The sequence below is a fragment of the Paenibacillus sp. 7523-1 genome (assembly GCF_002276415.1).
Classification (GTDB): Bacteria; Bacillota; Bacilli; order Paenibacillales; family Paenibacillaceae; genus Paenibacillus; species Paenibacillus illinoisensis_A.
Window position 1 is genome coordinate 253,033 of sequence record NZ_NPBR01000005.1, and the last position, 25,517, is coordinate 278,549.

The window sequence follows — 25,517 nt, forward strand, 5'->3', positions numbered from 1 at the left end:
ACTCATTAACGGAAATCTCATGGAACATGTTGCACAACAAAAAAAGCAGTCCTCAGGGGACTGCCCGTTCAATTTTACATTTTCAGATCCAATTGAAACTGATCCAGCTCTTCTTCTGCGTCACGCATTAACTCCAATAGCTGATCAGCATATTCTCCAAGCACAGCCCTGCTGGCCTCAAAATTAACCCATCGAATGGTTAGCGGAATTGAAATGAAGCCTGTAATGACATCCCATAACGCATCGAGATTCCGCCCGTAAGAGTCATCTAACCCCAGCTTCGCCTGAAGAATATCATGCAGCTCTTCTTTTCCATGAATATCATTTCCATCAATGATTACTGTCTTCATACCATCCTACCTTTGGTCATTTGATTTGTTCAAACGTGCGATAATGATCGGTTGTCTTGTATATTAAGCCATCACTGGAATAGAGGATTCGATCACTCCCCCGGGTTCCACCGGAATAATTGATATCTGCCTCGTACCACGTTCTTCCCTTTTTCTTGGGTAACAGGCCTTCCCGATTCTGAAAAATATCACCGCCGATACTTTTGCCTGGGGCCACATCTTGCAAATTTCCCTCACTTGGTTCCCAGCCTAAAGCTCTGGCCTCCTTCTTGGTAATATAATTATCCGGAAGTTCCTGATGCTCGGTAAGATAATTGGCAACTTCGTCAAATTGGTTCAAGACAGCATGAGTCTGGGTCGAATCATCTACAGATAGCGATTCAAGCGAACAGCCTGCGAACAGCATCGTCGCAAGAATAATGAGTACAGCACCTAACCATTTTTTAATATTCACTGCTTATAATCTCCTTTTAATCTTCTTAACTCAAAAAAGTATATACCAATCTGGACACCGTTCCAAGTATAGCTATAAGTTAAAGGGATTGATGTACATTTCAAAATGAAGTACTATCAATTTAATATGGTCATATGTAACTGGCGAACACGGTGAACCGTGAGGGAGCATATGATGTCTAATCAAGCCGTACGCCTGGGCAGAGGTAAGGAAGTTTTATTTCCTTGCCTCTTTTTATTTGGAAAGGGCGATGATGAGCATGAGTACAGAGAAGCTAATGTTGAATGGACAAACGGTAGCAGACTTCATGAAGGAAGAGATGACTGCGAAGGTTGCCGGGTTGAAGGAGAAAGGAATCACGCCTTGTCTGGCTACTATTTTGGTTGGTGATGATCCCTCATCAGAAACGTATGTACGAATGAAAGGCAGTGCATGTGCCCGAATAGGGGTACATTCGATTAAAGTGGTTTTGCCTGCAGAGACTACAACGGAACAATTAATTCAGGAAATAACCAAATTAAATGAAGACGTATCCGTTCATGGCATTCTGCTGCAGCACCCGGTACCGCATCATATCAATGAAAGAGCCGCTTTTGATGCAATAAGCATAGAGAAAGACGTGGATGGCGTTACCACCCTAGGATTTGCGTTAAATGCCTTTGGAGTCGCCGCTTTCCCTTCCTGCACACCACAAGCGATTATCCGTATTCTGGATTTCTATAACGTTCCAATCGAAGGCAAGCACGCTGTTGTCATAGGAAGAAGTCCAATTCTCGGTAAGCCCGTTTCAGCCATGCTGCTTAACCGAAATGCCACGGTAACTACCTGTCATTCCAAAACCGCCAATCTGGAAGAAATCGTGAAGTCAGGAGATATCGTGATTGCTGCCGTTGGCAAACCCAATTTTGTAAAAGGAAGCTGGATTAAACCTGGTGCAGTTGTCATTGATGCAGGTTACAATAAAGGAAATATCGGTGACGTGGACTTTTCATCCTGTTTGACTCCGTCATCTGCCATTACACCCGTCCCGGGTGGGGTTGGTCCCGTAACCATTGCTACGCTGATTGAACACACGATCAAATCAGCCTGCATGCAATCAGAAAAAACATCATAATATGTACGAAAGCACGCAAAGCTCACTCGTTTCATGAGGGCTTTGCGTGCTTCTTAGTGTATAGACATAAAGGGTAATGAGCTTTGAGAGTGCGTACATCTGTTAATTCCATTTTCGTTACTACTTATCTATTCATGTTCTTTTTATTTTTTCGCATATTGTAAAATGGCCGTCGCCGCACGAATACGAAGTTCCTCGTCTTCACTCTGTAGTGATTTCCTTAGTACGTCGAGAGCTTCCTGTACTGTTCCGTCATCTACGCCAACCGGATGTTGAACTGCTGTTTCAGTTTCGGGAGTTCTTGAAATCCACGGCTCCAATTGAGCCTGTGAAAGTGGATACTCGAATGTTGAAATAATCGAAGCATTCGAAATCAGAGCACCCACTTTATCGTTTATCTTTGTCAGAGGAATTCGTCCCAACCACGTTACGCCTCGCCGATGACATATCGAATCTTCTTCAATGCTAACGGAGTCATCGTAAAAGTAGTCACCGACATCTCCAACATATACCCACTCATCGTCATGAATTAAGACATGATCTCCATCCTGCATGATGTTTACAAATGTCTGTAGTGTAGCTATTACTCCGCTCAGTTCCGATTCAGGTAGTGCATAATGCTGCCCGATTTGCTCATTCCATTCTTCAGCAGACAGTTGTTCCAGATCCCCTGTAGCTGGCCAATCGATCCCAATAAAGTTATCTTCCAGAAAGGCTGCAGTTCGGTCAGTTCCGTGTATGATGGATTGGATGTGAAAAAGGTTCATGCTGCACTTGTCCTCCTCTGATGCTACAACTGTATTTTACGTTCTACGTTTACGAAATGCCGATGGTGTCTCGCCAAAGGCTTCACGGAATTTTCTTGTAAAATGTATACCGCAGTCGAATCCAACATCCGCAGCGATCTCTGCGATCTGCCGATTCGTTCCAGCGAGAAGCTGCGCTGCCTTCTCCAACCTGAACTTGTGAACTGTATTTAGAATCGTATCCCCTACCTGCTCCTTAAATAAATGAGAGAGGCGTGAGGTGGATAAACAGCATCGGTTCGCAAGTTCCGGTATGCTTATTTTCTGCGAAGGATGCATCTGCAGATACCGCATGATCTCCGCAATTCGGGGATCCATAGCCGCCGGAACATCCGGTGGATAGGTATGCTGAATGTGAATCAACGTCTCCTCCAGGGCCAGCTCGGACAATCGGCGATATTGTTCGGAACGGCCTTCCGAAAATCCATGACGCACCAATCTTTGAAGGGCATGTTGCAAATCATGTTGTACCTCTTCCGAAACAATCCGCTGGTAGATGAAACGAGCTGACGTTTCGGGGAGCTTCAACCAAGTACTCCAATGGGGATCGGGTATGAAGTGTACCCATATAAATTCCCAATGATCCTGCTTCGTTCGATAATGGTGCGGAAGCCCTGGCATAAGAATCGCCACGTCCCCCGCTGTGCAGGTTATCGAATTTTTGCCATGCTGTATTTCCCCTTCACCGGAAAGCGTATACATTAATAACCAGTCGATGCTCCCTGTTGGTCGATGAATCTCATATCCGTTCAACTCCTTATAATGACCTGCGATCAATATTCCAAAGGGCCTGTGTCCAACTATAGCATAATCCGCATGTTTTTCAGCCATTATCACACTACCTCGCTATGATCTATTCCATATAAAATGTAGCTGTATCGATATTTCTTTTATTTTTGAACACAGTAGAATTCATCGTAAAGAACATATCACAAGGAGGTTGTCCCAGCAATGAGTCACATCTCAAAATTATCATTAATAGATGCCGACCGTAAGAACATCCATCCGGGAAAATTGGGTATGCTTGGCGGAGCCAATCCCAAAGGAGATGCCTTTGGATTCACCAATTATTATATGACTCGTAATGGCGAGCCCTTCATCCCGATCGTAGGTGAATTTCACTTCTCCAGGTTTTCATACTTGTACTGGGAAGAAGAACTGCTGAAAATGAAGGCCGGTGGAATTCACATCGTCGCCACCTATGTATTTTGGAATTTTCATGAGGAAGAAGAAGGGATTTTTGAATGGGGTGGAAATCGAAACCTGCGCCATTTTATCGATCTGTGTGCCAAACTGGATCTGCCCCTCATCCTTCGTATCGGTCCATTCTGCCACGGCGAAGTTCGCAATGGAGGAATCCCGGATTGGGTAGTTTCCAAGCCTATTGAGATCCGCTCCAATGATCCCGGATATCTGAAGCTGACACGCAGACTGTATCGGGAAATCGCTAGTCAAATGAAAGGCAGCCTGTATCAGGACGGAGGACCCGTGATAGCCGTGCAGTTGGAAAATGAATTCATGCACGCCGGAGCACCGAATGATGCCTGGGGTTACAAAGCCGGTAAGTTTCTGTCCTCGGGAACCGGAGGTGCAGCTCATCTGGCCGAGCTGCGCCGCATTGCCGAGGAGGCAGGCATCCATCCTCTGTTCTTCACGGCTACCGCTTGGGGCGGAGCTGCCGTTCCCGAGGAAGGCTTTTTGCCCATGCTTGCAGGCTACGCCTATACGTCCTGGCTGCCTGACCAGCCTCCAAGCAAGGAATTTGTGTATCGCGATCTTCATAATACTCCGGCAGAGCCCGTTCATTTCGACACACCTGAATATCCCGTTGCGTATTGTGAAATGGCCGGTGGTATGCAGGTCAGTTATAATGTGAGGCCGTTCGTTCCGGCAAACAGCATCGAGGCCATGACCCTTGTCAAACTGGCCAGTGGCAGCAATTTGCTGGGTTATTACATGTATCACGGCGGCTCCAACCCCGTCGGCAAGAAGAGTTACCTCAATGAGCAATTCCTGCCGAAAATTACGTATGACTACCAGTCTCCATTGGGTGAATTCGGCAGAGTCGGTGCATCCTATGACCGCATCCGCGCCATCTCCTTGTTTCTTGAGTCTTTCGGATCGGTCCTTGCTCCGATGAAAACGGTACTGCCAGAGGGACAGTCTGCCATCGATCCGACAGATACTGAGACATTACGCTGGTGCGTCAGACATCAGGACGGCTCTGGCTTTGTTTTCCTGAATAATTTTCAGGACCAGATCGACCTGCCCCGCCGTAAAACACGAATCGAATTGGAAACTTCCAAAGGCAGCGTTGCATTCCCTGCTGAAGGTGAACTGGAGCTTCCTGAAGGAATCGGATTGATGCTGCCATTCAATCTGGATCTTCATGGCGTGTCCCTACTTAGCGCAACGGCTCCATTGCTCACCATGATCGATACAAATCAAGACAAAGCGGTTTTCTTCTATGCACATGAAGGCATGACACCGGAATACGTCGTTTCCAAAACGAATCTAAAGGATGTGCAGTGCAGCGGAAGTGTAATATTGGACCACGAATCTTATTATGTGATTCAACCAAGCGTGGACAAAAATAATCCAGTTAACTTCCTAACCACAGATGGAGATTCCGTACGTTTTGTACTGCTTTCCAGAGAAGAAGCGCAAAAAGCATACACCTTTGAACTATGGGGACAACCAACGCTGGTTATCAGCGATAGCCCCGTAACAGTCAGTAATCATCAGCTTATCTGCACATCGACAGGGTCTTCCCATATTGCTATTTCGCTGTATCCCAAGCCAGAGCAAGATTTGCAAACCCAAAGTTCAAGTACTGTTCATTGTCAAAACGGGGGGTCCACTCTTTTCACTACCTATACAATAGACCTGCCTGAGTATACACCAGAGGTGTTGATGAAGAAACCAGCGGACAAATCGGCCTTGCTGCAATTTGCCGGAGAATGGCCGGCGCATGTTCATGATGTGTGGCTTGAGATCGATTATGAAGGTGATGTGGCCGAAGCGTTCCTGAATGGCCGGCTTATTACGGATCATATTTTTTACGGCAAGACCTGGTCCATAGGCTTAAAGGAATTCTACACTCAGCTTGAATTCTCTGAGTTGCACTTATCCATAACGCCGCAGCGCAGAGGAACGGTCCATACTTTTGTCAATCAGGCACAAATTGAGCGCTTTGAGGGAGTCGAGATCGCCGAATTCCGCCGAATCGAAGCCATTCCGCAATATCAAGTCGCGTTGTATCCGGTTAAAACTGCTGCTGCGATTGGACAACTATCCGTCCCATTCTCCAACTAAGATCATATAAAGTCCTGAATTCGTTCAAATCGAACAACTCAGGGCTTTTTCTCATATCACTGTGTAGGTTAACTTCGTCATACGACGGATTAAACATCGATCAGACTCTTGTCGATATTCGGGTTACACCTCCTTTTTCCAATTCTTTCGTTGTAAATGCTTAGCAACGTGGTATCCTTGAATAGAAAATATAGGTAATACACATACATATTTCTTTCAGTAGAAGCATGAGAAGTGAGGAGATTTTTTTGAGTAAACCAATCAGCTTTGGGATTATAGGATTCGGCTGGAGAGCAGAAGCTTATCTGCGGATCGCGAAGCAGCTCCCCCATGTATTCAAAATCAGCGGAATAGTCGTGCGTAATTCGGCTAAATATGCGGAGGCTGCCAAACGTTGGGGCGTCACCCTGTACGAGTCATCCTATGAGATGGCCCGGCATTGTGATTTTCTTTTGGTTGCTGTGTCCAAAACATCCGTTCCTGCCGTCCTAGAAGAACTTGTCTCACTACAAGTTCCTCTCTTGGTTGAAACGCCGCCAGCTTTTAATGAAGACAGCTTGAGGACCATGTCCTCTTTTGCCGAGAAAAACAGTCAGATCCAGATAGCAGAACAGTATCCCCTGCTGCCGCATCAGCTCGCTCGAATGTCCCTGATCCAGTCAGGGAAACTGGGTCAGGTTCATCATGTACAAGCATCCGTAGCACACGGTTATCATGGGATCAGTCTGATCCGTAACTGGCTGTCGCTCACGGATATCAGCTGTGAAATTGTCGGCCGCCGATTCGAACTTCCGATTCTGGAAGTACCTTATCGCGGTCGACAAGTCCAGGATCGAATCGAGAATGAAGTTCAAGAGATCGCCATGATGTCTTTCCATAACGGCAAGAGTGCTGTGCTTGACTTTACCCGTTCTCAATACTTCTCTCCTCTTCGTCAAAACCGGGTTCTGATTCGCGGGTCCCATGGGGAGATCCGGGATAACGAACTCACGATCAGCTTGGGTACCGATGCGTATGATACATACTCCATCCACCGAATTCAAAGCGGCATGGAAGGAAGTCTGGGACCGCTCTCCCTTCGTGAGCTACGCGCAGGACAAGAGTGCCTGTACCGTAATCCCTTCTCTTCTGCTCCGTTTTCCGATGAAGAGCTGGCCATGGTTGAAATTTTGACGCGCATGTCTGCTTTTGTAAGAGAGAATATCTCTTTTTATCCCTTGACCGAAGCTCTTAAGGATGTGCGTTTGTCTCTAGCCATCGAGAAAGCAATCTCAACTCAGGAATCGGTAAGCATCTGATTTTAATAAGTATTCTGAACGAATCGTTTAACGAAATCGCTCCTTGAAAGGTGTTCTTACATGTTTGCAATCGTCATTACAGGTTCTATATTCTTATTTCTTGGGCTGTGGTATGTCATGTATCTGATATCCCAACATTCCAAGGATCCGGACCGTTCATCAGCTCGAGTCATGAGAGCTATCTTAGCCATATCCATCATTGTTCTGTTGGTTCAAGATTACATCGTCAAGACGGTACCGTCTAATACCATATTAATCGTCGCTTTTATTGCTGTTTTGATAGCTACGATTTCATTGTCAGATAAGAACAAAAAAGAGAACAAAGAAAAGAAGTAAATATGATGTCCTATTCTCTGCGCTGATTTTTTTATTTCATTATAAACCTTACAGACTCTTTTGGCGTTTATCTCTACAGACAGCCACTTCAGAGGATCGACTTCACTTCACTCCTCCCATCAATAAGGAGATGTAATCATGAAATATACGCATATTCTTTTCTCAGGTGCTATCCTGCTCAGTTCGTTGTACATGCTGATTGTGCCACAACAATCTGCTGCAAAGACAGCTGCTAAAAGTTCAGTAGAATACAAAGTCGTTGATTCGTCCATTTACCCAAACGCAAACCAATTTAATAAGAAGATCAGTGCGAAAAAAATAGTTTGGACAGGAATGAATGTTATTTTAGAAGCAGACGTGGTGAATAAACCTGATCGGGCTTCATTCGAACAAAACGTGATTGAATCCATTACGGTCACCTCAGGAGAGCAAGCATACACCATTAATACGGAGAAATTCGATGATGAACTGATGGATATTATCAGTATGGATGTTTCCCGGTCCAAGACATGGATTGCCATTCATGCTGAGCGGAGTGCGGGCAAAGCCCTTATTCTTGTGAATGTTAAAACCGGGAAGTTAATGGTGTTAAATGATCGTCTGCAAGAGGAACGAAGTCAAACCATTGAAACCATTGCCTCCTTTCATTGGTCACCTAAAAGAGATGAGATCGCCATTTCATTTGGAAACACGGAAAAAAGCTCGTTAGCCATATATGATCCAACTAAAGACAGCTTCCACTTTCTCCCGAGAACGACCAATTATATAAGTACTAATCTTGTTCTATGGCAAAAAAACGGGAACACTCTGGATTACATTAGTGAGTATCCCTCTGATCAACTGATTCTGTTTAGATATAACACAAAGACTAATCAAGTTAAGCCCGTACAAAAAATCAACAAACAGGAATGGGCTCAATGGTATAAACTCATTCATTAGAAACCCAAAACGAACTTACTCCATGACAGGAATAAGTTCGTTTTGGGTTACTCATTTAGTATTACGGACCAGTTAGGGTCTTTATATCGTTTATCGACCACTTCTCTCACTAGGCTAAGTTCTTCTGGAATATGGCCTAACCCCTCAATACGGTATTCGAAAGGACTATTCATTTTACGGTCTCCCATGCTTATAAATCCCTCTCTCCAGTGATCAGGCAGGCTGTTCTCTAGTCTCGATGATCCTCTTTTGCTAACATTATATTGTTTATCTGCCGAATCATATGCTTTCCAAGCATCATTACGAATTTCATTATCCATTTCTCCGTAGAATAAAACAGCTAATTCATCTGCTTCGCCACCACTTTGTGATTTCTCCAACGAAGTCCCAATGACGTCCAATCTATCCTTTAAAACATTAAAAGACTTAGGCTCTGTTAACTCCGCAGGTTTAAAGGAAAACTTGCTACCATCCACTTCTGCAATAGAGTATCCATCCATTACAAAACGGTAAGGTTCATTTTCAGGGAGATACTTAAACGTATAGCTCCATCTCATTTTTCCTTTTTCAATTACGCTATAGTCAGATGTCATCAGGCTGTCCATATAACCAGTTTTCCATGGATTTACTGAGTGTATTTCTTCGTTTTCGAGATTCTCAAAGTGAAAGCTCAATGCTTGTTTTTCCCATAAATCACCGGGGGATCTAGCCATTGCTGCATCATCGAGCTCAGTCTCCAGTTCGAATCGTACACCCTGTACCATTCGTGTGATCCTTTTTAGATTGACGGTCATTCCATGAGGTGTTGTGTAAGTTCCAGAGAGTTCCTCTACTCGGGTCTTACTGTTCGCCTCTTTCATATCCAGGTCAAAGCTAAAATTCCAATTTCCTTCAATCGTACTTTGATTGCCAGTTCCAAGGTTATTAATATTTCCCTCAATCGTAATCTTGTCCGTTTGGAGCGGCTCACTAAAGAATTCGACCATATAATAAAAATCATTTGTATAACCCATATCGTACATACTGCCCACATTGTTTCCCTGAGTATCTTTAATAGTAATGGTGTTCTGCTCCCCTAGACTCAGCTTATGCCGGTCATGCTCTCCTTTTTTATCAAAAAGTTGGAGCGCTAGCGTCACTCGTGTAGGATCTGCTACAACTTCCTCAATGACAAGCGTATAACCCTTGTCCTTTACTTTAATATGTGGATTATGTACTAATCCCAGCTCTTGTGCTCGTAGGAGTCCGATATCGGGGTTATCTTTGGCAAATAAAGATCTGATCATTTCAGCAAAGGTTGGAACTGTATAGATCATGACCGCCCCTAGAGCAAATAAAAGAGCTATGGACGCTGCAGTCCATCTCCAGCGATTAAGGCGAGCGTTCTTTTTCGACCTTTGCTCAGGTAGTGAAGAGAGAGCATTCTCCACAGCCATTTGGACTGTATCGGGGAGGACGACGTCTTGTGATTTCTGCTTAAGAAACTGTTTAATTTCGTGATCAAACGGATCATGATAACTCATATTTATCTTCTCCTTCCCCTAGCATGAGCTCAGAAAGTAGTTTTCTAGCCCTGAACAGACGTGACTTTACAGTGCCCTCAGAAATTTCAAGCACCTTGGAAATGTCCTTAATCGCCAAATCCTCGATATAAAAGAGTGTGACGATGGTTTGAAGCTGTTCATCCAGTTCATCAATCACCTCAAATAGCTCTACCTGTTCATACTCGTCCTGGTATGAAGTCTTTCTCAAGTCGTAAGGGAGCAGAGATACTCGCTTCTTTTTTCTATTCATTTGATTGCACTCATTGATTAGTATCCGAATAATCCATGTTTTAAAATAAGCAGGTTCTTTTAATGTATGTATACTCGTAAATGCTTTGGTAATGGTCTCTTGCATCGCATCTGCACTATCTTCGTTGTTCTTTACGATTGATCTTGCTATAACATAGAGGCTCTTCTGAATCGTGTGTATTAATGATACAAATGCTTGCTTATCCCCTTTTCGTGCAAGTTCTGCTTTCTCGCTTAAATCCACGAAAAATTCCCCTCCTCCTCAACACTATCTAATCATTAGATCACCAATGGCTTCATTTGGTTCACAAAAGGTTACTATTATTTTCAAATCATGATTAAATTCTTATTTTCTAAGCAAAAACAGCCGAACATAATCGTTCGACTGCCTTCTGTATCTACATCGTTATCAAGACTGCTCAATGGCGTCTTCATCTTCATCCGCTCTATATTCCAATAGATCTCCCGGCTGACAATCCAGCGCTTTGCAAATGGCCTCCAAAGTGGACAAACGTATCGCTTTCGCCTTCCCGTTCTTCAATATGGAAATATTGGCGATCGTAATCTCAACTCTCTCCGCAAGTTCGGTAACTGTCATTTTCCGCTTAGCCAGCATCACATCAATATTGATTATAATAGCCATGTCTTCACCTCAAACCACTAGGTCATTTTCGGATTTAATATCAATGGCTTCCTGTAACAGTCTTTGGAGAACAGCGGAAAACACTGCAATGACCAGCGAAGCAAAGATGGGAACCATTCCGACAATAATAAGCCCTGGAGCATCATCTTTATCTGCTACAAGAAAAACGAACGGCAGCATCACGAGATATAGGCTACTAATTACAATAGCACAGTATTTTATGATTTTTAAAGAACCGACCGAAATTGAAGAGAAAGCCTCATTCTTGTCGATGTAGCTCAGGAGACGGAATGACTGGAACAGCGCAATGATAAACGGTATGACAGAGATATACATAATGATCACAATAGGATATAGCGAACCAGCATAATTCGGATTCACCGGATGATTCGCTAACCAAGGTATGCCGAAGATGCACAACGCCAGAATGGGAAGCCCAATAAGCAGAACAGCCATTTTCAGAAAGATTGTTGAACCTCGTTTCACAAAAAGCACCTCTCTTGTTTTAAGTGATTTGAATTTATCACATTATTTATCGTTTTACAATAAATAATTATTGATTTTTATTGTTTTATTATTGTTATGCAATCATTTGTGATATAATAACGACCAACGATAATGAATAAAACCAGTGGACAAGGCGGTCCTTACTCATGAAATTGGAACGATTAATCTCTATGATCTATAAGCTGCTGAACAACGAAGTTGTCTCTGCTTCCATGCTGGCCGAAGAGTTTCAGGTATCCCCAAGAACCATCTATCGGGACATCGACGTGATCTGTGCCGCCGGCTTTCCAGTGGTTTCCTATCAGGGAATGAACGGCGGGTATGGCATGATGGACGGATACAAAATGGACAAAAGCCTGCTTGGGTCGTACGATGTTCACTCTCTTATTACCGTTCTGCGCAGTCTCTCCACTGTATTTGAGGATGAGCGTGCTCAGGGCACGATTGAAAGACTACAAACGGTTGGCTCTGAGCAGCAATCACCCACTTTGGCGGTTGACTTGGAAACTCACCGTACGGATCACCATGCGCTTCGTGAGCTACGGTCGGGGATCACAAAGCATACCGTTGTCCGTTTCGATTACATTAACAGCCGGAATGAACGCACAACCCGCGAGTTGGAGCCGGTGATGCTTTATTTTAAATATCGTAATTGGTACGTATATGGTTTCTGCCGAATACGGCAGGATTACCGAGAATTTCGTCTATCTCGTATGATGAACCTCTCGCTAACCCAAGAATCATTTTTACCGCATAGTGAGGTGCCAAAAGAGCGTTCTTTGCGAAACGAGGAATGGAAAAATCAGATAAGTGACGTTGAGTTTCGTGTTGCGCCTGAGGCACTAGCAGAAGCGCTGGATCATTTTCATCAGGCAGAGAAGCAATTTAACAAGGACGGAAGCATGACCATGCAAATTTCCGTTTACCAACCCCTACAGGCAAGGTGGCTTCAATCATTTCTGCTGGGTTTGGGTAGTAGAGTCGAAGTGATTAAGCCGCGAGAACTTCGAGGGATTTTGAAAGAACAGCTGCAACAAGCAATCCTGCTATACGAAGAAGTATGACACGCTGTTGTCATACTTCTTTTTTTATAATCACAACAGATACCAAAACAAAAATCATTGCACAACAAAAGGAGACCTTTCAAATGTCAAATGTTCCAATGGAGATGCTGAATTATCACACGTGGGCCAACCAAACCATCTTGGGCAGAATCAAAGAATTGCCCTCATCTGTTCTAAGTCAGGAATTGAACAGTTCCTTCCCCACCCTCGCCCATGCCCTAAGCCATATCTACGCAGTCGATCAGATGTGGTATCTTGTTTTATCAGGTATGGCAATGGGTGAAGCGCTGCAAGAGTTCATGGCATTGAATGGAAAAACATTTCTTACCGTCGAAGAGTACATGGACACCTATGCCGAATTGGCAGAACGATACAAGCAATGGATACAGCGCCAAACCGATTTGGAGCAAACCATCATACTTGATAATCCATACGCCGGCATCTGCGAAACAACGTTGTCCAACATGCTGCTGCATGTGGTGAATCACGGGACCTACCACAGGGGCAATGTATCTACAATGCTTCGTCAAATGGGGCATGCATCCGTCATGAACGACTATTGTCTGTTTTGGTATCAGCAACCCGTGCAGTCCAATTAAATCAACAACGAATCAGGATCAACAGGATTGGAGCAGTCGCACAATGGAAATTCAGAATTTACTCTCTGTAAACTCAAGAGAAGACTTAAGATCATGGTTGCAGACCCACTGCAGGACGGAAACCTCCTGCTGGGTTATTGTAAGCATGACTCCTAGGCCGGGTACGTTATTTTATTTGGACGTCGTGGAAGAATCCCTTTGCTTTGGTTGGATTGATGGGCTGAAGAAGAAAATTTCGAATACAGAGCTTGCACAGAGATTGTCACCCCGAAGCCATAACAGCTCCTGGACTGAATTGAATAAAGAACGGGTAAGGCGTCTTGAAAAGCTGGGATTCATGAGAGATGAAGGAAGACGCGTGCTTCCGACCATGGAAATTGAGTCTTTTCGCATTCCTGAGGATATTGAGATCCGGCTTAAAGAGGATACACAGACTTATGAAAATTTCATGGCTTTTCCCGCTTTATATACAAGAGTACGCATCGACACAATCCAGAGCGTTAAGAATCAACCCGCAACGTTTAATCACAGATTGGATAAATTCATTACACACACAAGAGATAACAAAATGTACGGTCTATGGCATGACGGTGGGCGCCTTTTAAATTACTGAATGGTATTCCCCCGCCTAACGCACCCGAAGTGATGTGGGACAGTCACCATTTTGCCTCTGGACGATATCCTATAGGTAAAAGGAGGACTGTTCATGTCGCTTTTGTATCAACATTCTGAACTGGAGAAGAACGATGCTCCTCTGGAAGAATGGAAAAAGGATGCCTACCGCTTGTTTGCCTCCAAAATGAGTGATCGGGAAGCACGTTTCCCTTGTATTCCGGCGACGCAGGCTTTCGCCATGGGGCATCTCCGGTATGGTTTTGTTTCTGGCTCAGATCACCAGACCGCCGATCGTAAACTCGCGAAGATCATTTCGGAATACGGCCGGACATCGCGCTCTTTTGGTGAATATTCTTCATTGATTGTGTTTCTTGAATTAAGGGATACAGCAAGAACGGTTTTGGAGTATGAAGCGTTTTTTTGGGGACTGTTAAGCCAGGTCAGTGATTTGGATGTAAAGCCATGGCCGGATGATATACCGGAGAACCCGGAGAATCCCTTATGGGAATTCTGTTATGACGATGAGCGTTATTTCGTCTATTGCGGGACCCCCGCTCACACCAATAGGCAGAGCCGAAGTTTCCCATATTTTATGCTCGCAATGACACCTCGCTGGGTACTTGACCAGTGGAATGCTCACCCCAAGAAAGCTGCTGCCATCGGGCCCAAGATTCGTGAACGACTTGCCGAATACGATGCTGTCCCTGCTCATCCTGAATTAAAACAGTATGGATCGCAGGGGAATCTCGAATATAAGCAGTACTTTCTTAGAGATGATGACACCTCCCCTTCTCGTTGTCCTTTTCTTCGTGCTCTTCAAGCGGAGAAGATTCAGGAATAATAGTTTACCCTTTCTTGTCCTAAATGAGGCCTCCTTCGAATAAGCTGTACTCTGCAGATATTAGGAGGAGCGTCTCATTAACCGGATTCAGGAAAGGGAAATGACTATGGACATGGAACTGTATATCAAATATGTTCTGATTGGACTAGCTATCGCCATGCCAGTCGGAGCAATCACCGTAGAGATGACCAAACAGGGCTTGAAGAATGGCTTCATTCACGGCTGGGCTGTTGGTTTGGGCGGAATGACCCTGGATACAGCATTGATCCTTGCCATGTATTTTGGATTCGCCTCCATCCTCTCCCTGCCTTATGTCCAGATACCTCTCTGGCTTGTTGGTGCCGGTTTTCTTGCTTATCTCGGCTATGATTCAATTCGAAATGCAGACCAGGATATCACACCAGCCGACGAGAAGGTGAAGAAATCGTTTTGGAAAACGTACCGTAACGGCCTGCTTGTAGCCATCTCCCCGGGTAATCTGATCTTTTGGGTTTCCGTATTCGGAGCCGTGCTGTCTGATTCCTATCGTTCAGCTGGGAAGGAAAGCTTCGCTATTGCGGCCTGTGGTGTGCTGTGCGGTATTCTGATCCACGACCTTGGCCTGGTCTCTCTGGTTTCTATCACACGAAAAGTGATGAGCCGGCGAATGATCCATTGGGTTTCCATTGCAGCAGGCATACTTCTGCTCGGGTTTTCGTTTTATTTTTTGTATGAATTCGTACTTTCTCTCTGGACGTATATTCAGTGATTACCTTAGCTGGTTGGACAACCCTCCAAATCTTAAAGAATGACGAATACATAAGGAGCCCGTTTTTAGGGTTCCTTTTTTGTTGTGTCTTCATGAACATGTGCTTCCTGATGGCGCTATATCGCTGTTTACACGGCAAAAAGCAAGTAATGAACACCAGCGCAACGGATGACTACACGCTGTAATATCGTGCTATTCCGCACTCTAAGGACCATCTCCACAATCAGGGACTATCGACGGTAATTTCATCCCGCCACTATGATACAGCTAAGGTTGCATCCCCATATGAGACTCTTGAGGAAAGGAATGATGTCAGATGCAAAGAAATACAAAAGCTACCACACTCATGTTCCCCGCCTCCAGAGCACCAACGCTGTTAGGCAGAATGGTAAGAAATCGATGGCTATACTTCATGCTTCTGCCCGGCCTGCTGTACTTTCTTTTATTTAAGTACTGGCCCATGTATGGAATACTCATCGCCTTCAAGGATTACCAGCCATTCCTTGGCTTCTGGGATAGTCCCTTTGTAGGGCTCAAACATTTTGAACGCTTATTTAACGATCCTAACTTTATCATCCTTTTCCGGAATACGCTCATGCTTGCCATGCTCAACATTCTGTTTTTCTTCCCTTTACCTATTGTTATTGCACTTATGTTAAATGAACTTCGCCACCACTTTTTTAAGCGAACGATTCAGACACTGGTGTATATCCCGCATTTTATGTCATGGGTAGTTGTCGTGGGGATTGCTTACATTTTCTTAACTACAGAAGGCGGTATCGTCAATGACCTTCTGGTGTACTTTGGCTGGGATAAGATTAATTTCCTGGCGAGCAATGAGTGGTTTCGAACCATCGTTACTGCTGAGGTGATCTGGAAAGAAACCGGCTGGGGAACGATCATTTTTCTTGCCGCGCTGTCAGGGGTCGATCCACAGTTGTATGAAGCGGCCCGGATGGATGGAGCGAACAGGCTTCGCCAGCTCTGGCATATTACCCTGCCTGCCATTCGCAGCACCATCATCATTCTGTTGATTCTTCGTCTGGGAAACTTCCTGGATACCGGCTTCGAACAGATCTTCCTGATGCTCAATGCCATGAACCGTGAAGTCGGGGAAGTATTTGATACTTACGTATACTCCGTGGGGATCAGTCAAGGGCAATATAGCTTTAGTACCGCAGTCGGTTTGTTCAAGTCTTTGATTGGTTTGGTGCTCGTAGTTGTAGCCAATTATCTGGCCAAGAGGTTTGGTGAAGAAGGAATTTACTAAGGAAGGAGCTCATCATGAAATGCCTATCAAACCTAGCGTGGGAAGTCGAGTTTTCGATGTACTGAACATAACGCTGTTGACTGTATTTGCTCTGCTCACGATACTCCCCTTCGTTTATGTTATTGCCGGCTCTTTCGCCACTCAGAAGGAATTATTATTACGTGGGTTCATTTTATTTCCAACAGAGTTTACACTGGATGCATACAAGTACATCTTTTCAACCCCCACTCTTGTCAAAAGCTTGCTTGTTACCATCTACATCACTGTGTTCGGCACGCTGATCAACATATTTTTGACCTGCTTAATGGCCTATCCATTGGCGCGAAGGGACATGGACTTCCGCAAACCGATTCTCATGCTGATCGTTTTTACGATGTTATTCAGTGGCGGCATGATTCCAACGTTTCTCGTGGTCAAACAGTTAGGAATGATCAATACGTACTGGTCCCTGCTTATACCTGGAGCCATTAGCGCTTTTAATTTGATCATTATCCGCAATTTCTTTCAGCAGCTTCCCGAGAGCTTGGAAGAGTCAGCCAAGATTGATGGATGCAATGATTTAAGCGTATTTTTTCGCATCGTGCTGCCTCTTTCCATGCCGGCAATCGCTACCTTCTCCCTGTTTTACGCCGTAGGGCATTGGAATACTTACTTTAGTGCTGTGCTCTATATTAACGATAACACCAAATGGCCAATTCAAGTGCTATTACGGCAGTTCGTTATTTTGGCTTCTGGCGGAATCGGGGACTCCACGGCCATGGAATCAGACTATGTTTCCCCACCGGAGCAATCCATTAAGATGGCTGTCATTGTTGTATCCACTCTACCGATCCTGCTCGTGTATCCATTTTTGCAAAAGCATTTCGCCAAAGGCGTATTACTTGGTTCTGTAAAAGGCTGATCGTAACTTAAATCATGAAAATAACGATTAGGGGGATTTGAATATGAAGAAATCATATCGGAAGTCGTTGATTAGCACTGGAGCTCTTATCGCTTCATTAAGCTTAATGATTACAGCATGTGCCAGTAACAATTCCAACGAGGCTCAGGGGACAGGTACGGGCGGTGCCCAAGGCACTCTCTCTTTGACCATGATGCTGCCAACATACAGCGCGGAACAGATGAATGCGAACAGCTCCATTTTGGCTCAGCTTGAGGAGAAAACGAACACGGATCTAACCGTGTCCTGGGTCCCCTCCTCATCCTACACAGATAAATTAAGTGCTACCGTTGCCTCCGGCGAGCTGCCCAAAACGTTCGTTGCTTTGGAGCCAAAAGCTTCTTTTATCATTAATGCTGCCCGTTCAGGCATGTTCTGGGAATTGGGACCGTATCTCGAAAGTTATCCAAATCTGAGCAAGATGTCTGATGTTGTGTTAAACAACTCATCCATAGACAACAAAATCTATGGCCTGTATCGCGAAAGGGATATTGCCCGATTCGGTCTGATGATTCGACAGGACTGGCTGAACAATCTGGGTCTGGAAGCTCCTAAAAATGTGGATGAACTTTATGATGTTTTGAAAGCGTTTGCCACAAAAGATCCGGATCAAAACGGCAGACAGGATACCGTTGGTCTCGCGGTAGGCATGCAGGGAAATAATATCGCCGGATTCAAAGACATCTTGGTCTATCTGGGAGGCCCAAATGAATGGGAACTAAAAGACGGGCAGTTAACCCCGGCTCACATGACCCCTGCATACATGGATACCATGAAGTTTTACAAGAAACTATATGACGAGAACCTTATCAATCAGGATTTTGCGCTCGTTCAGGACGGTCGATCGGTGATGTATAAAGGTAAGGCAGGATTGTGGATTGACAACATGGTGGATGGAAAGAACATTGAAGAGAATATCAAGAAGGTCACCCCCGATGCCAAAATCAATCTGATTAACCGGATCTCTGGCCCGAACGGAGATGCTACTCGAGCAGGCACAGGTTATTTGGGAATGTACATGATTCCGAAAACAAGTGTCAAAACGGAAGAGGAATTGAAGCAAATTCTTGCTTACTTCGATAAGGTATCGGAGAAGGACATGCAAAACCTTTTGAAATATGGCGTTGAAGGTAAGCAGTACACCGTTGAAAATGGAGAATACAAGCAAAACCCGGATCCCAAGTTGCGGTCAGAAATGACGGATAGCAACCAGTTTATGATATTGCAGGATCAGGTGGAGAACTTCGGTACTGAATTGGAGAAGCTCAGCACAGAATTGTTCAAAGACAACGCCACTTTTGCCATTCAAAATCCTGCCTCTCCTTATATCTCTAATACCGCCATTGAGCTCGGCAATGAACTCAATAAAATCATACAGGATGCCACAGTCAAGTACATTATGGGTACTGCTAGCGAAGAGGATTGGAATCAGGCGGTAGATAAGTGGCTGCAAGGTGGCGGAAGCAAGATTATTGAAGAGATTAATGCAAGTTACGCCAAATCTGCGAATAAGTAATATCGGATATAATCTCATCAATTCATAAATAGCCCCCAGGACGATGATTTTATCTCGTGACCTGGGGGCTTTTTTTGTCTCAGACAAGTATGGCAGCAAGTTAATGTTCTTCCCTGTACTTTCCGGGAGTCGTTCCTGCAATTTTCCGGAAGGAGCGAATAAAATTGGCCGAATTATTGTACTGCAGGCGTTCTGCAATTTCAGCAATTTTCATATCCGTCTCCTTTAGCCACTTCTTGGCCATATCCATTCGGTACATTGTCAGGTACTCCCCGAAGTTTACCCCCGTCTCCTGTCGAAATACCCGGCTCACATAATGGGGGTGATAATTGATTCGAGCTGAGCAACTTTCCAAGGTTAATTCCGAATCGAACTCCCGATGAATCATGTCGACGATGGCTTCCGATATATGCTTAAACTGCGATTCTCGGCGATGCTCCAGCTCCTTGGCGTAGGGCACAACAAATAATGTCCAAAACCAGGACTTCATCTCCGTAACGTTTCGCAGCTTAAATAATGTATCAATTAAAGAGGATTCATCTCCCTCAATGCCTTCCATTGGAATAGAAAGCTCATGACCGAATTTGAGAAAATTCACCAGCAGCCTCAAAAGTGACAACTGATAGTGCTGAAATGGTGTTTGGGCCGGAAACAGTTCCTCCATAAAATGTTCCAATTCGATCTCGGATTGGGCCAGATCTCCTGCTCGTATGGCGTCAAACAGCGCCAGTTCCCGGTTATGTGGAAACCTGCCTGGATCATTTTTCTGCGGCTGCACGTCCTCTATAAACAGAATGGATTCTTGCCCAAGTCCTACACTAAACTTCAGTGATGTCATGGCTTCATGCAGCGCATTCTTTGCCTGGTCAAAGAAGTGAAATGGACGGCTAATTCCAATACTAACCCGGATTCCGAGATATTGGGCAATCGCCTTCTGGACGTCCACACACAACATGAACAACTCTTCCTTAAGCTCTGCACCCTCGTTGGATGATCCGATCAGGGTTACTTGGTAATCCGTGGTCACCACCGGTACCAACCTGTTATCACCTGGTATCAGTTCACCGACCATATTACTGATTGCAAACAATAATAAGTCCCGATTCCTCTCCTCATAGCGCGTACCTATAAGGGTGTCCATCTGGATCGCCACCAGGCTCATGGACGACCATGTCTGCTGCACGCCATACAGTCCCAATTTCTCTTCAAAATCAGCATGAGCAATCTCACCCTTCAGCAATTTATGCATGAAGAACTCTTTCAGCTGTGATTGTTGGCCCTGGAGCTCGTTCATGACAACAGAGTGGTTACGGATCAGATCGTTTACCCGTTCTCCGATCACTTGCAGCTCTCCCGCAGCTCTCTCCCTCCCTGCTTGCGGGGTGGCTACAGCTGCGAGGGTTGAATAGATGGATCGAATCGGGCTGTACATTCTCTTTGAACCGAACCAGGCCAGAATTAGAGTAATGAACAAGATCAAAAAGCAAACGAGTAAGGTAAGCCAGCCAATGATCTGATTCTGTTGGTTCACTTGTTCGTTAGAGGCTACCGAAACATAAACCCATCCATTGTAGGAAGATTTACGATAGGTGACGGTTACCTTCTCCCCCTCATGCTTGGATATGTACTGCCCGGTGGTGGATTCGGTTTCTTGAAGCTGTTGAAGATAGGACTCATCCGACATATTGCTTCCTGGTGACGCACCTCCATCACTTCGATGAATAAGCTTTAAATCGCGATCCAATATGAAAGCGTTTGCTATTTTCCCGTTTTGAACGGATAACGTTCTTCTTATCACGTCAGGAGACAGCGATACACTAATCAGGCCTTTGGGATTCGCAGCGTTAAAAGGATATTTTTTGACGAAATAGACAGACTCCGACGAATCCGGCAGATTGTCCTGCCCTCTGCTCCAGAAAGATCCAGCCTGCTCACGAGAAAACATCTCGAGTTGTGACTTGAATTCAGGGGAGCTGTATTCATTCACACCGGTGCTTGTGACTAGCCATTTCTTGTTCAAACTGTACAAATAGATCTCCTTAATTCCCAGCTCGTACGTTTGAATCGTTGCAATACCCTTATACAGCTCATGAACCATTTCAAAATCCTCATTCGTAATCGGCTTGCTGAATGCCTGTCTAACGATCGGAGATTGCAAGAACTGCGTCGCCGAGTTATCTACGGTTCTCAGCATTTGCTCTACACCCATCTGCGTTTGCTGCAGCAGCAGTTTATTGCCTTCATTCACCTTTTCCTGGACGGTCAAGGAGGAATTATAGTAGGAAAAGCTACCAAGAACAATTACCGGGAGAGTTCCTATGACAATAGAGAATAACAATAGCTTCCATAAAAAAGAAAGGGAACGTAATTTCATAATGCCTCCTGGAGGATTCCGGTTCATTACATTATTACATTAGTTCCCAGATGAGGATACGTCAATCCTTTTTAACTTTACCTTGAGAGAGCGCATGTCTGTGAAAAAGGAATTATTTTAACAGATGAATAAAAAATCCCCCAACAACGGATCGATTCTGAAAGTTCAGCTGTTTACCGGTTAGGGTATCGTACCAGTCGGTTACTGGCACACGACTTGTTGTCTCATTCATGAATTGCCATAGTGGCAAAATCATTTGTTCGAACTGCTCTTGTGTTTCGCTCATGGAGGCACACCATACTAGCCAATCGGATTTGGTATACGTATCCCGGCTATCCAGAGGCGTTCCATATCGATTTTGTTGACGTGCATAATAATTGAGTTCTTTCACAGCAATTTCTTTTGGAAACAGATTGAAGCCTAACAGACGATCCCACACCAAATTGTACTTCATGCTCCATGATTCATTGGAGCTGTCAAACGTCAGCTTATAGTGATCATCGGCATCCGCCATGGAGACCCACTCTTTCGCCATCTTTGCAGCCGCTTCGCGGTATATGGTTCCTTCTTTCTGCAGCTCGAGCTGATCACACATATAAGCATAGGCAGCAATCCCCAATATCGCTTTGATGGAAAGATTGGCATTATGTGCTAGATGACCTGCGAAGTCATCGGTGCATAGCTGATTGTCCGGATCCAGACCATGCTGCAGCAGATAAGATGCCCATTTCGTCAGAAGTTCCCAATGCTCACGAGCAAATTCAGCATGCATCTCATATTTGCTAACCGCCGCCGCCATCAAAAGCATGTTGCCACATTCTTCGATCGGCATCTGGTACTCCAGCTTGTTCTCCCCGTATACTTGCCCGTTCGCTTTCGGGTAAGTCCCGACATCATGGGGCGCAAAATCAAACGACCACTCACAGCTCTTGGCATATTTATAGATGGGACGCATCATGCCTTTGACCAATTCAGGATTATATTTCAGAAACAGCGGAATCGATGGGTAGCTTACATCCACCGTGGCAATACAGCCATTGCTGAAGTTTTCCTTGGAGAAAAATAAGACTTCGCCCGCTTCATCAACAACCAGTTTATGCGCAGCAATGGCTTGACGATAAGTGAGCGCCAGAATGTCTCGATAAGAAGCGCCGCCCGCCTCCTGACTTTCCTGCAGGAGTTCACGATTAAAGGTGTCGCATCTCTTCCTAATCTCTTCATACTGCTGTGCTGCCATAATCAGCATGTCATGAAAGTTCATTCCATCTTTTCTCCAATAGGCGTTCAAAGGTTGATGAAAATATTCAATCGAGTGAATGTCATCATACGCTAACATCAGATAACCGGAAACCGTTTCTTCATGGACGAGACCCATATCCATCTCCGTTGCCATGACAGGCATATGATCAGATACTGCCCTTGGCTTATGGCCATCCTCTTCTACTTTCAACTCCGCTGTTTGAGCATATTGCTCACGACTTGATACTGATTGAACAACCGATTGGCTTCGGGGGGACAGGGGAACCGCCAGATACATATATCCCCAGTCTATTCTTGTATCATCGCCAGCAAGCTTCAATATGGGCTGTTCAACCGTTCCCATAGTCAATGCATGCAATTGTTGGTTGATTATAGAAGAAGACCAGGTCACTTGCTGCTCTGGTGTATTCACACACCATTCTCCTGTTACATCAAAATAAATCTTCAATTGGTGTTCCTGACCATCGATCGCACGAGCAAGGAATGTAACATACGTCACGGGTCTGGATAAGACCTCAAGATCATACACTAATAGCGGCGTGATAAACTCAACCTGAAGCTCAATGCCTTCCCCTTCAAACGTGTAACGAGTCGTCACAGGTTCAACTGTTAGATTCGTCTGTACAAGTGTGGCGTTTTCCTCCACATCTGCAGAACGATCGAGTGAATCCATTTTCCCCATAAATCTTCGGATTTTCCCATCGATCACTGCCATGCCTACCATGCCCTGAGTTTTGTTAGTCCAGTGCCGAGTGTGTTCTTCATAGAGATGATCGGCTGTTGACCATACGCTAAAATACGAGTCGACCGTTACAAGCGGCACCGCTGGCGGCCTGAAACTTGTTGTCATGACGTACAGCTCCTTCATATGATTTATTGTTTATTCTGAATATTAAAATGTATACGACTATAAACTTCTAAAGGTCATTGCTCTATTCATCCATAAGGGCTTTGTTAGCCTTGCTGGTAAGGCATTACAAAGCCCATGGATTCTCTCATGATGGCTTTACGTGTTAGGAAAATCAGTTCGGCATCTGGACAGTCACCACGTCTTTTCCTTTTAGATTTTCATTGGTAAACTGCATCGCTTGATCGTATCCGGTATTCTTCAGCTGATCCCTCAATTCGTTAATGATGCTCAAGGCATCTTCATCCGATTTTGCAAAAACAGCTTCCTTCCAGGCATCTCCCATCCTGTCCATGGAAGGCTTCAACATTTCCCATTCAGGTGCTTTGGTGATGACATCCCCCGGATTATAGGCGGTAATAACCTGAGTACCGTTTGGACGAAGTATTTTACGAGCATGATCCATGGCATCCAGTCTGTCCTGATCTGCCCAGATATCTCCTCCGGCATATGAGTTGATGCGATCAAGTCCGGTTAGCGATTCCAGACCAATGCCAATACCTACACTCTTGCGAACTTTACCGGATTGATCAGCTGCGAATTTTTCAAACCATTCCTGATTGGCTACAGGTTTGCCATCCTTCATATCCCAGTGAACGCCTTGCACCCCATATCTGGCCAGCATAAAGCCTTCGTCAGAAGCCATGTAGTCCAGAAACTTAAGTGCTGCATCCACACATGCACCTTGGCAGCTTTTGGTGATAACTGTTACGTTGTTGCCCTGAATACCTAGGTCCACGGGGCGACTCGGATCAACATCCGCACGCTCTAACGGACCAACCGGAATGTAATCGCTTCCGGGATGAGAGGTGACATATTCCTTCGAAGCATCCAAGATGGCCGGATAATGTGCGGCGAGGATGGCAATACGGCCTTGATTAATCTTTTCTTTGGCGATGGGGTCTGTTTGGGTAAATACATCCGGATCGAGCAGGCCTTCTGCCAACAGTTTACGATAGAACAGCATGTATTCTTCATAGCCTGGCGTGAAGAAACTGTGCTCTAGTGAACCATCACCTTTGTCTACGTAACTTGCTCCAGAATAGAACATTGTATTGCCGATACCTACTGCCCAACCGTTACTGAATCCGCCCAGTGGGAATACGGGCTGCCCGTTTTCCTGCAGGTTGGCGTCTTTTATTTTTTTGAGAAATGCATAAAAATCCTCTTTCGTTACTACCGACTGCGGGTCCACACCTACCTTTTCGGCAATGTCTTTGCGTACATAGAACCCGTAGAGCCAATCAATACCGTCTTCGTTTGTAGCGGGCTGATTCTGCAAAAGCAGATACTTTTTGCCGTCATATGCATTGATCGCTTTTTCATATAATGCTGGCGGCACGTTTTCTTCCGCGATCGACTTGGCGAGGTTGGGATAATTGTCCAACTTATCGGATATGTCGACTAACTGACCTTCTTTGGCGGCTTTGATGATCCCATCAAGCTCCCCTCCCCAAGCCGGTCCGGTATATATATCAGGCAAATCCTGTGTGGCGAAGATCTGATTCACTTTCTCGGTCTCACTGCCTTTGGTATATTCCCATTCCAGGGTCACTCCGGTCTTTTCCTTAATGACTTCCTCTATAGGGGTGATTCCATTATCCGATCCGCCCGAACCATTCCAATTATGCAATATTTTCAGCGTGTTTCCGCCACCCTCTCCATCGCCTTCTCCGTTCCCTGATGAATTCATACAACCACTCAGCAAACTTCCAGTCATAATGGATACGAGTAATACGGACATCCCTTTCGACCAAATCCTATTCACACCAATCGCCTCCTGGATATGGATATCAATGAATCAAGGTTATGCCTGATCGATCGAACC

General features: G+C 44.9%; 24 protein-coding genes and 1 riboswitch. Of the genes, 13 read left to right on the forward strand and 11 right to left on the reverse strand.

The genetic code is table 11. The annotated features are described in order from the left end of the window. Positions 1-74: 74 nt before the first annotated feature. Positions 75-350, reverse strand: a complete 276-nt coding sequence (locus tag CHH60_RS04630; RefSeq protein ID WP_095358141.1) for a barstar family protein — start codon at positions 348-350, stop codon at positions 75-77. Between the two features lie 16 nt (positions 351-366). After that, on the reverse strand, positions 367-756 hold the full coding sequence (locus CHH60_RS04635; protein ID WP_095358646.1) for a ribonuclease domain-containing protein: 390 nt from the start codon (positions 754-756) through the stop codon (positions 367-369). A 174-nt stretch (positions 757-930) separates the two neighbouring features. Beyond that, a riboswitch (ZMP/ZTP riboswitch) is annotated at positions 931-1,012 on the forward strand. Between the two features lie 51 nt (positions 1,013-1,063). Here CHH60_RS04635 and CHH60_RS04640 point away from each other — a divergent pair. Then, positions 1,064-1,918: a bifunctional 5,10-methylenetetrahydrofolate dehydrogenase/5,10-methenyltetrahydrofolate cyclohydrolase gene (locus tag CHH60_RS04640; RefSeq protein WP_095358647.1), complete on the forward strand. Its 855-nt coding sequence runs from the start codon at positions 1,064-1,066 to the stop codon at positions 1,916-1,918. A gap of 143 nt (positions 1,919-2,061) precedes the next feature. On the opposite strand, the gene CHH60_RS04645 is transcribed toward CHH60_RS04640, so the two are convergent. After that, positions 2,062-2,685: a hypothetical protein gene (locus CHH60_RS04645; RefSeq protein ID WP_095358142.1), complete on the reverse strand. Its 624-nt coding sequence runs from the start codon at positions 2,683-2,685 to the stop codon at positions 2,062-2,064. A gap of 36 nt (positions 2,686-2,721) precedes the next feature. Further along, positions 2,722-3,555: a helix-turn-helix domain-containing protein gene (locus CHH60_RS04650; RefSeq protein WP_095358143.1), complete on the reverse strand. Its 834-nt coding sequence runs from the start codon at positions 3,553-3,555 to the stop codon at positions 2,722-2,724. Between the two features lie 120 nt (positions 3,556-3,675). Between CHH60_RS04650 and CHH60_RS04655 the strand changes: the two genes are divergently transcribed. The 4 genes from CHH60_RS04655 to CHH60_RS04670 all read left to right on the forward strand — a co-directional run bounded on the left by CHH60_RS04655 (position 3,676) and on the right by CHH60_RS04670 (position 8,612). Continuing rightward, positions 3,676-6,039, forward strand: coding sequence for a beta-galactosidase (locus CHH60_RS04655; protein WP_095358144.1), 2,364 nt, complete (start codon positions 3,676-3,678; stop codon positions 6,037-6,039). 248 nt (positions 6,040-6,287) lie between these two features. Further along, positions 6,288-7,337: a Gfo/Idh/MocA family protein gene (locus CHH60_RS04660; RefSeq protein WP_176475981.1), complete on the forward strand. Its 1,050-nt coding sequence runs from the start codon at positions 6,288-6,290 to the stop codon at positions 7,335-7,337. A gap of 60 nt (positions 7,338-7,397) precedes the next feature. Next, positions 7,398-7,673, forward strand: coding sequence for a hypothetical protein (locus tag CHH60_RS30050; RefSeq protein ID WP_095358146.1), 276 nt, complete (start codon positions 7,398-7,400; stop codon positions 7,671-7,673). 138 nt (positions 7,674-7,811) lie between these two features. Then, positions 7,812-8,612 (forward strand): hypothetical protein, encoded by an 801-nt coding sequence (locus CHH60_RS04670; RefSeq protein WP_095358147.1) that lies wholly within the window; start codon positions 7,812-7,814, stop codon positions 8,610-8,612. A 47-nt stretch (positions 8,613-8,659) separates the two neighbouring features. Here the strand turns inward: CHH60_RS04670 and CHH60_RS04675 are convergent, their stop codons facing one another. The 4 genes from CHH60_RS04675 to CHH60_RS04690 form a co-directional block, all read right to left on the reverse strand. After that, positions 8,660-10,135 (reverse strand): DUF4179 domain-containing protein, encoded by a 1,476-nt coding sequence (locus CHH60_RS04675; RefSeq protein ID WP_095358148.1) that lies wholly within the window; start codon positions 10,133-10,135, stop codon positions 8,660-8,662. Beyond that, the gene (locus CHH60_RS04680) at positions 10,122-10,649 is read right to left on the reverse strand and encodes a sigma-70 family RNA polymerase sigma factor (RefSeq protein WP_095358149.1); all 528 of its coding nucleotides are present in this window, start codon (positions 10,647-10,649) and stop codon (positions 10,122-10,124) included. Before CHH60_RS04680 ends, CHH60_RS04675 begins: the two co-directional genes overlap by 14 nt. Positions 10,650-10,814: 165 nt before the next feature. Continuing rightward, positions 10,815-11,048 (reverse strand): helix-turn-helix domain-containing protein, encoded by a 234-nt coding sequence (locus CHH60_RS04685; protein WP_095358150.1) that lies wholly within the window; start codon positions 11,046-11,048, stop codon positions 10,815-10,817. 9 nt (positions 11,049-11,057) lie between these two features. After that, positions 11,058-11,534 carry a DUF2975 domain-containing protein gene (locus tag CHH60_RS04690; RefSeq protein ID WP_095358151.1) on the reverse strand — a complete coding sequence of 159 codons (477 nt, stop codon included), beginning with the start codon at positions 11,532-11,534 and terminating at the stop codon, positions 11,058-11,060. Between the two features lie 167 nt (positions 11,535-11,701). On the opposite strand from CHH60_RS04690, the gene CHH60_RS04695 reads away from it, so the two are divergent. From CHH60_RS04695 to CHH60_RS04730, 8 genes are all read left to right on the forward strand, one after another. Continuing rightward, on the forward strand, positions 11,702-12,619 hold the full coding sequence (locus CHH60_RS04695) for a helix-turn-helix transcriptional regulator (RefSeq protein WP_095358152.1): 918 nt from the start codon (positions 11,702-11,704) through the stop codon (positions 12,617-12,619). A gap of 83 nt (positions 12,620-12,702) precedes the next feature. Further along, positions 12,703-13,218: a DinB family protein gene (locus CHH60_RS04700; protein ID WP_095358153.1), complete on the forward strand. Its 516-nt coding sequence runs from the start codon at positions 12,703-12,705 to the stop codon at positions 13,216-13,218. A 43-nt stretch (positions 13,219-13,261) separates the two neighbouring features. Continuing rightward, entirely contained in the window at positions 13,262-13,831 is a 570-nt protein-coding gene (locus CHH60_RS04705) for a YdeI/OmpD-associated family protein (RefSeq protein ID WP_095358154.1), read from the forward strand. 93 nt (positions 13,832-13,924) lie between these two features. Beyond that, positions 13,925-14,674, forward strand: coding sequence for a YqcI/YcgG family protein (locus CHH60_RS04710; protein WP_095358155.1), 750 nt, complete (start codon positions 13,925-13,927; stop codon positions 14,672-14,674). A 112-nt stretch (positions 14,675-14,786) separates the two neighbouring features. Further along, on the forward strand, positions 14,787-15,422 hold the full coding sequence (locus tag CHH60_RS04715; protein ID WP_095358648.1) for a LysE family translocator: 636 nt from the start codon (positions 14,787-14,789) through the stop codon (positions 15,420-15,422). 346 nt (positions 15,423-15,768) lie between these two features. After that, positions 15,769-16,692 (forward strand): ABC transporter permease, encoded by a 924-nt coding sequence (locus CHH60_RS04720; RefSeq protein ID WP_095358649.1) that lies wholly within the window; start codon positions 15,769-15,771, stop codon positions 16,690-16,692. 19 nt (positions 16,693-16,711) lie between these two features. After that, the gene (locus tag CHH60_RS04725) at positions 16,712-17,593 is read left to right on the forward strand and encodes a carbohydrate ABC transporter permease (protein WP_095358650.1); all 882 of its coding nucleotides are present in this window, start codon (positions 16,712-16,714) and stop codon (positions 17,591-17,593) included. Between the two features lie 43 nt (positions 17,594-17,636). Then, on the forward strand, positions 17,637-19,148 hold the full coding sequence (locus tag CHH60_RS04730) for an extracellular solute-binding protein (RefSeq protein ID WP_095358156.1): 1,512 nt from the start codon (positions 17,637-17,639) through the stop codon (positions 19,146-19,148). Between the two features lie 100 nt (positions 19,149-19,248). On the opposite strand, the gene CHH60_RS04735 is transcribed toward CHH60_RS04730, so the two are convergent. The 3 genes from CHH60_RS04735 to CHH60_RS04745 all read right to left on the reverse strand — a co-directional run bounded on the left by CHH60_RS04735 (position 19,249) and on the right by CHH60_RS04745 (position 25,457). Then, entirely contained in the window at positions 19,249-21,522 is a 2,274-nt protein-coding gene (locus CHH60_RS04735) for a helix-turn-helix domain-containing protein (RefSeq protein WP_095358157.1), read from the reverse strand. A gap of 112 nt (positions 21,523-21,634) precedes the next feature. Beyond that, entirely contained in the window at positions 21,635-23,632 is a 1,998-nt protein-coding gene (locus tag CHH60_RS04740) for a glutaminase family protein (protein WP_095358158.1), read from the reverse strand. Between the two features lie 172 nt (positions 23,633-23,804). Beyond that, entirely contained in the window at positions 23,805-25,457 is a 1,653-nt protein-coding gene (locus CHH60_RS04745; RefSeq protein ID WP_095358159.1) for an extracellular solute-binding protein, read from the reverse strand. Between the last annotated feature and the right edge of the window lie 60 nt (positions 25,458-25,517).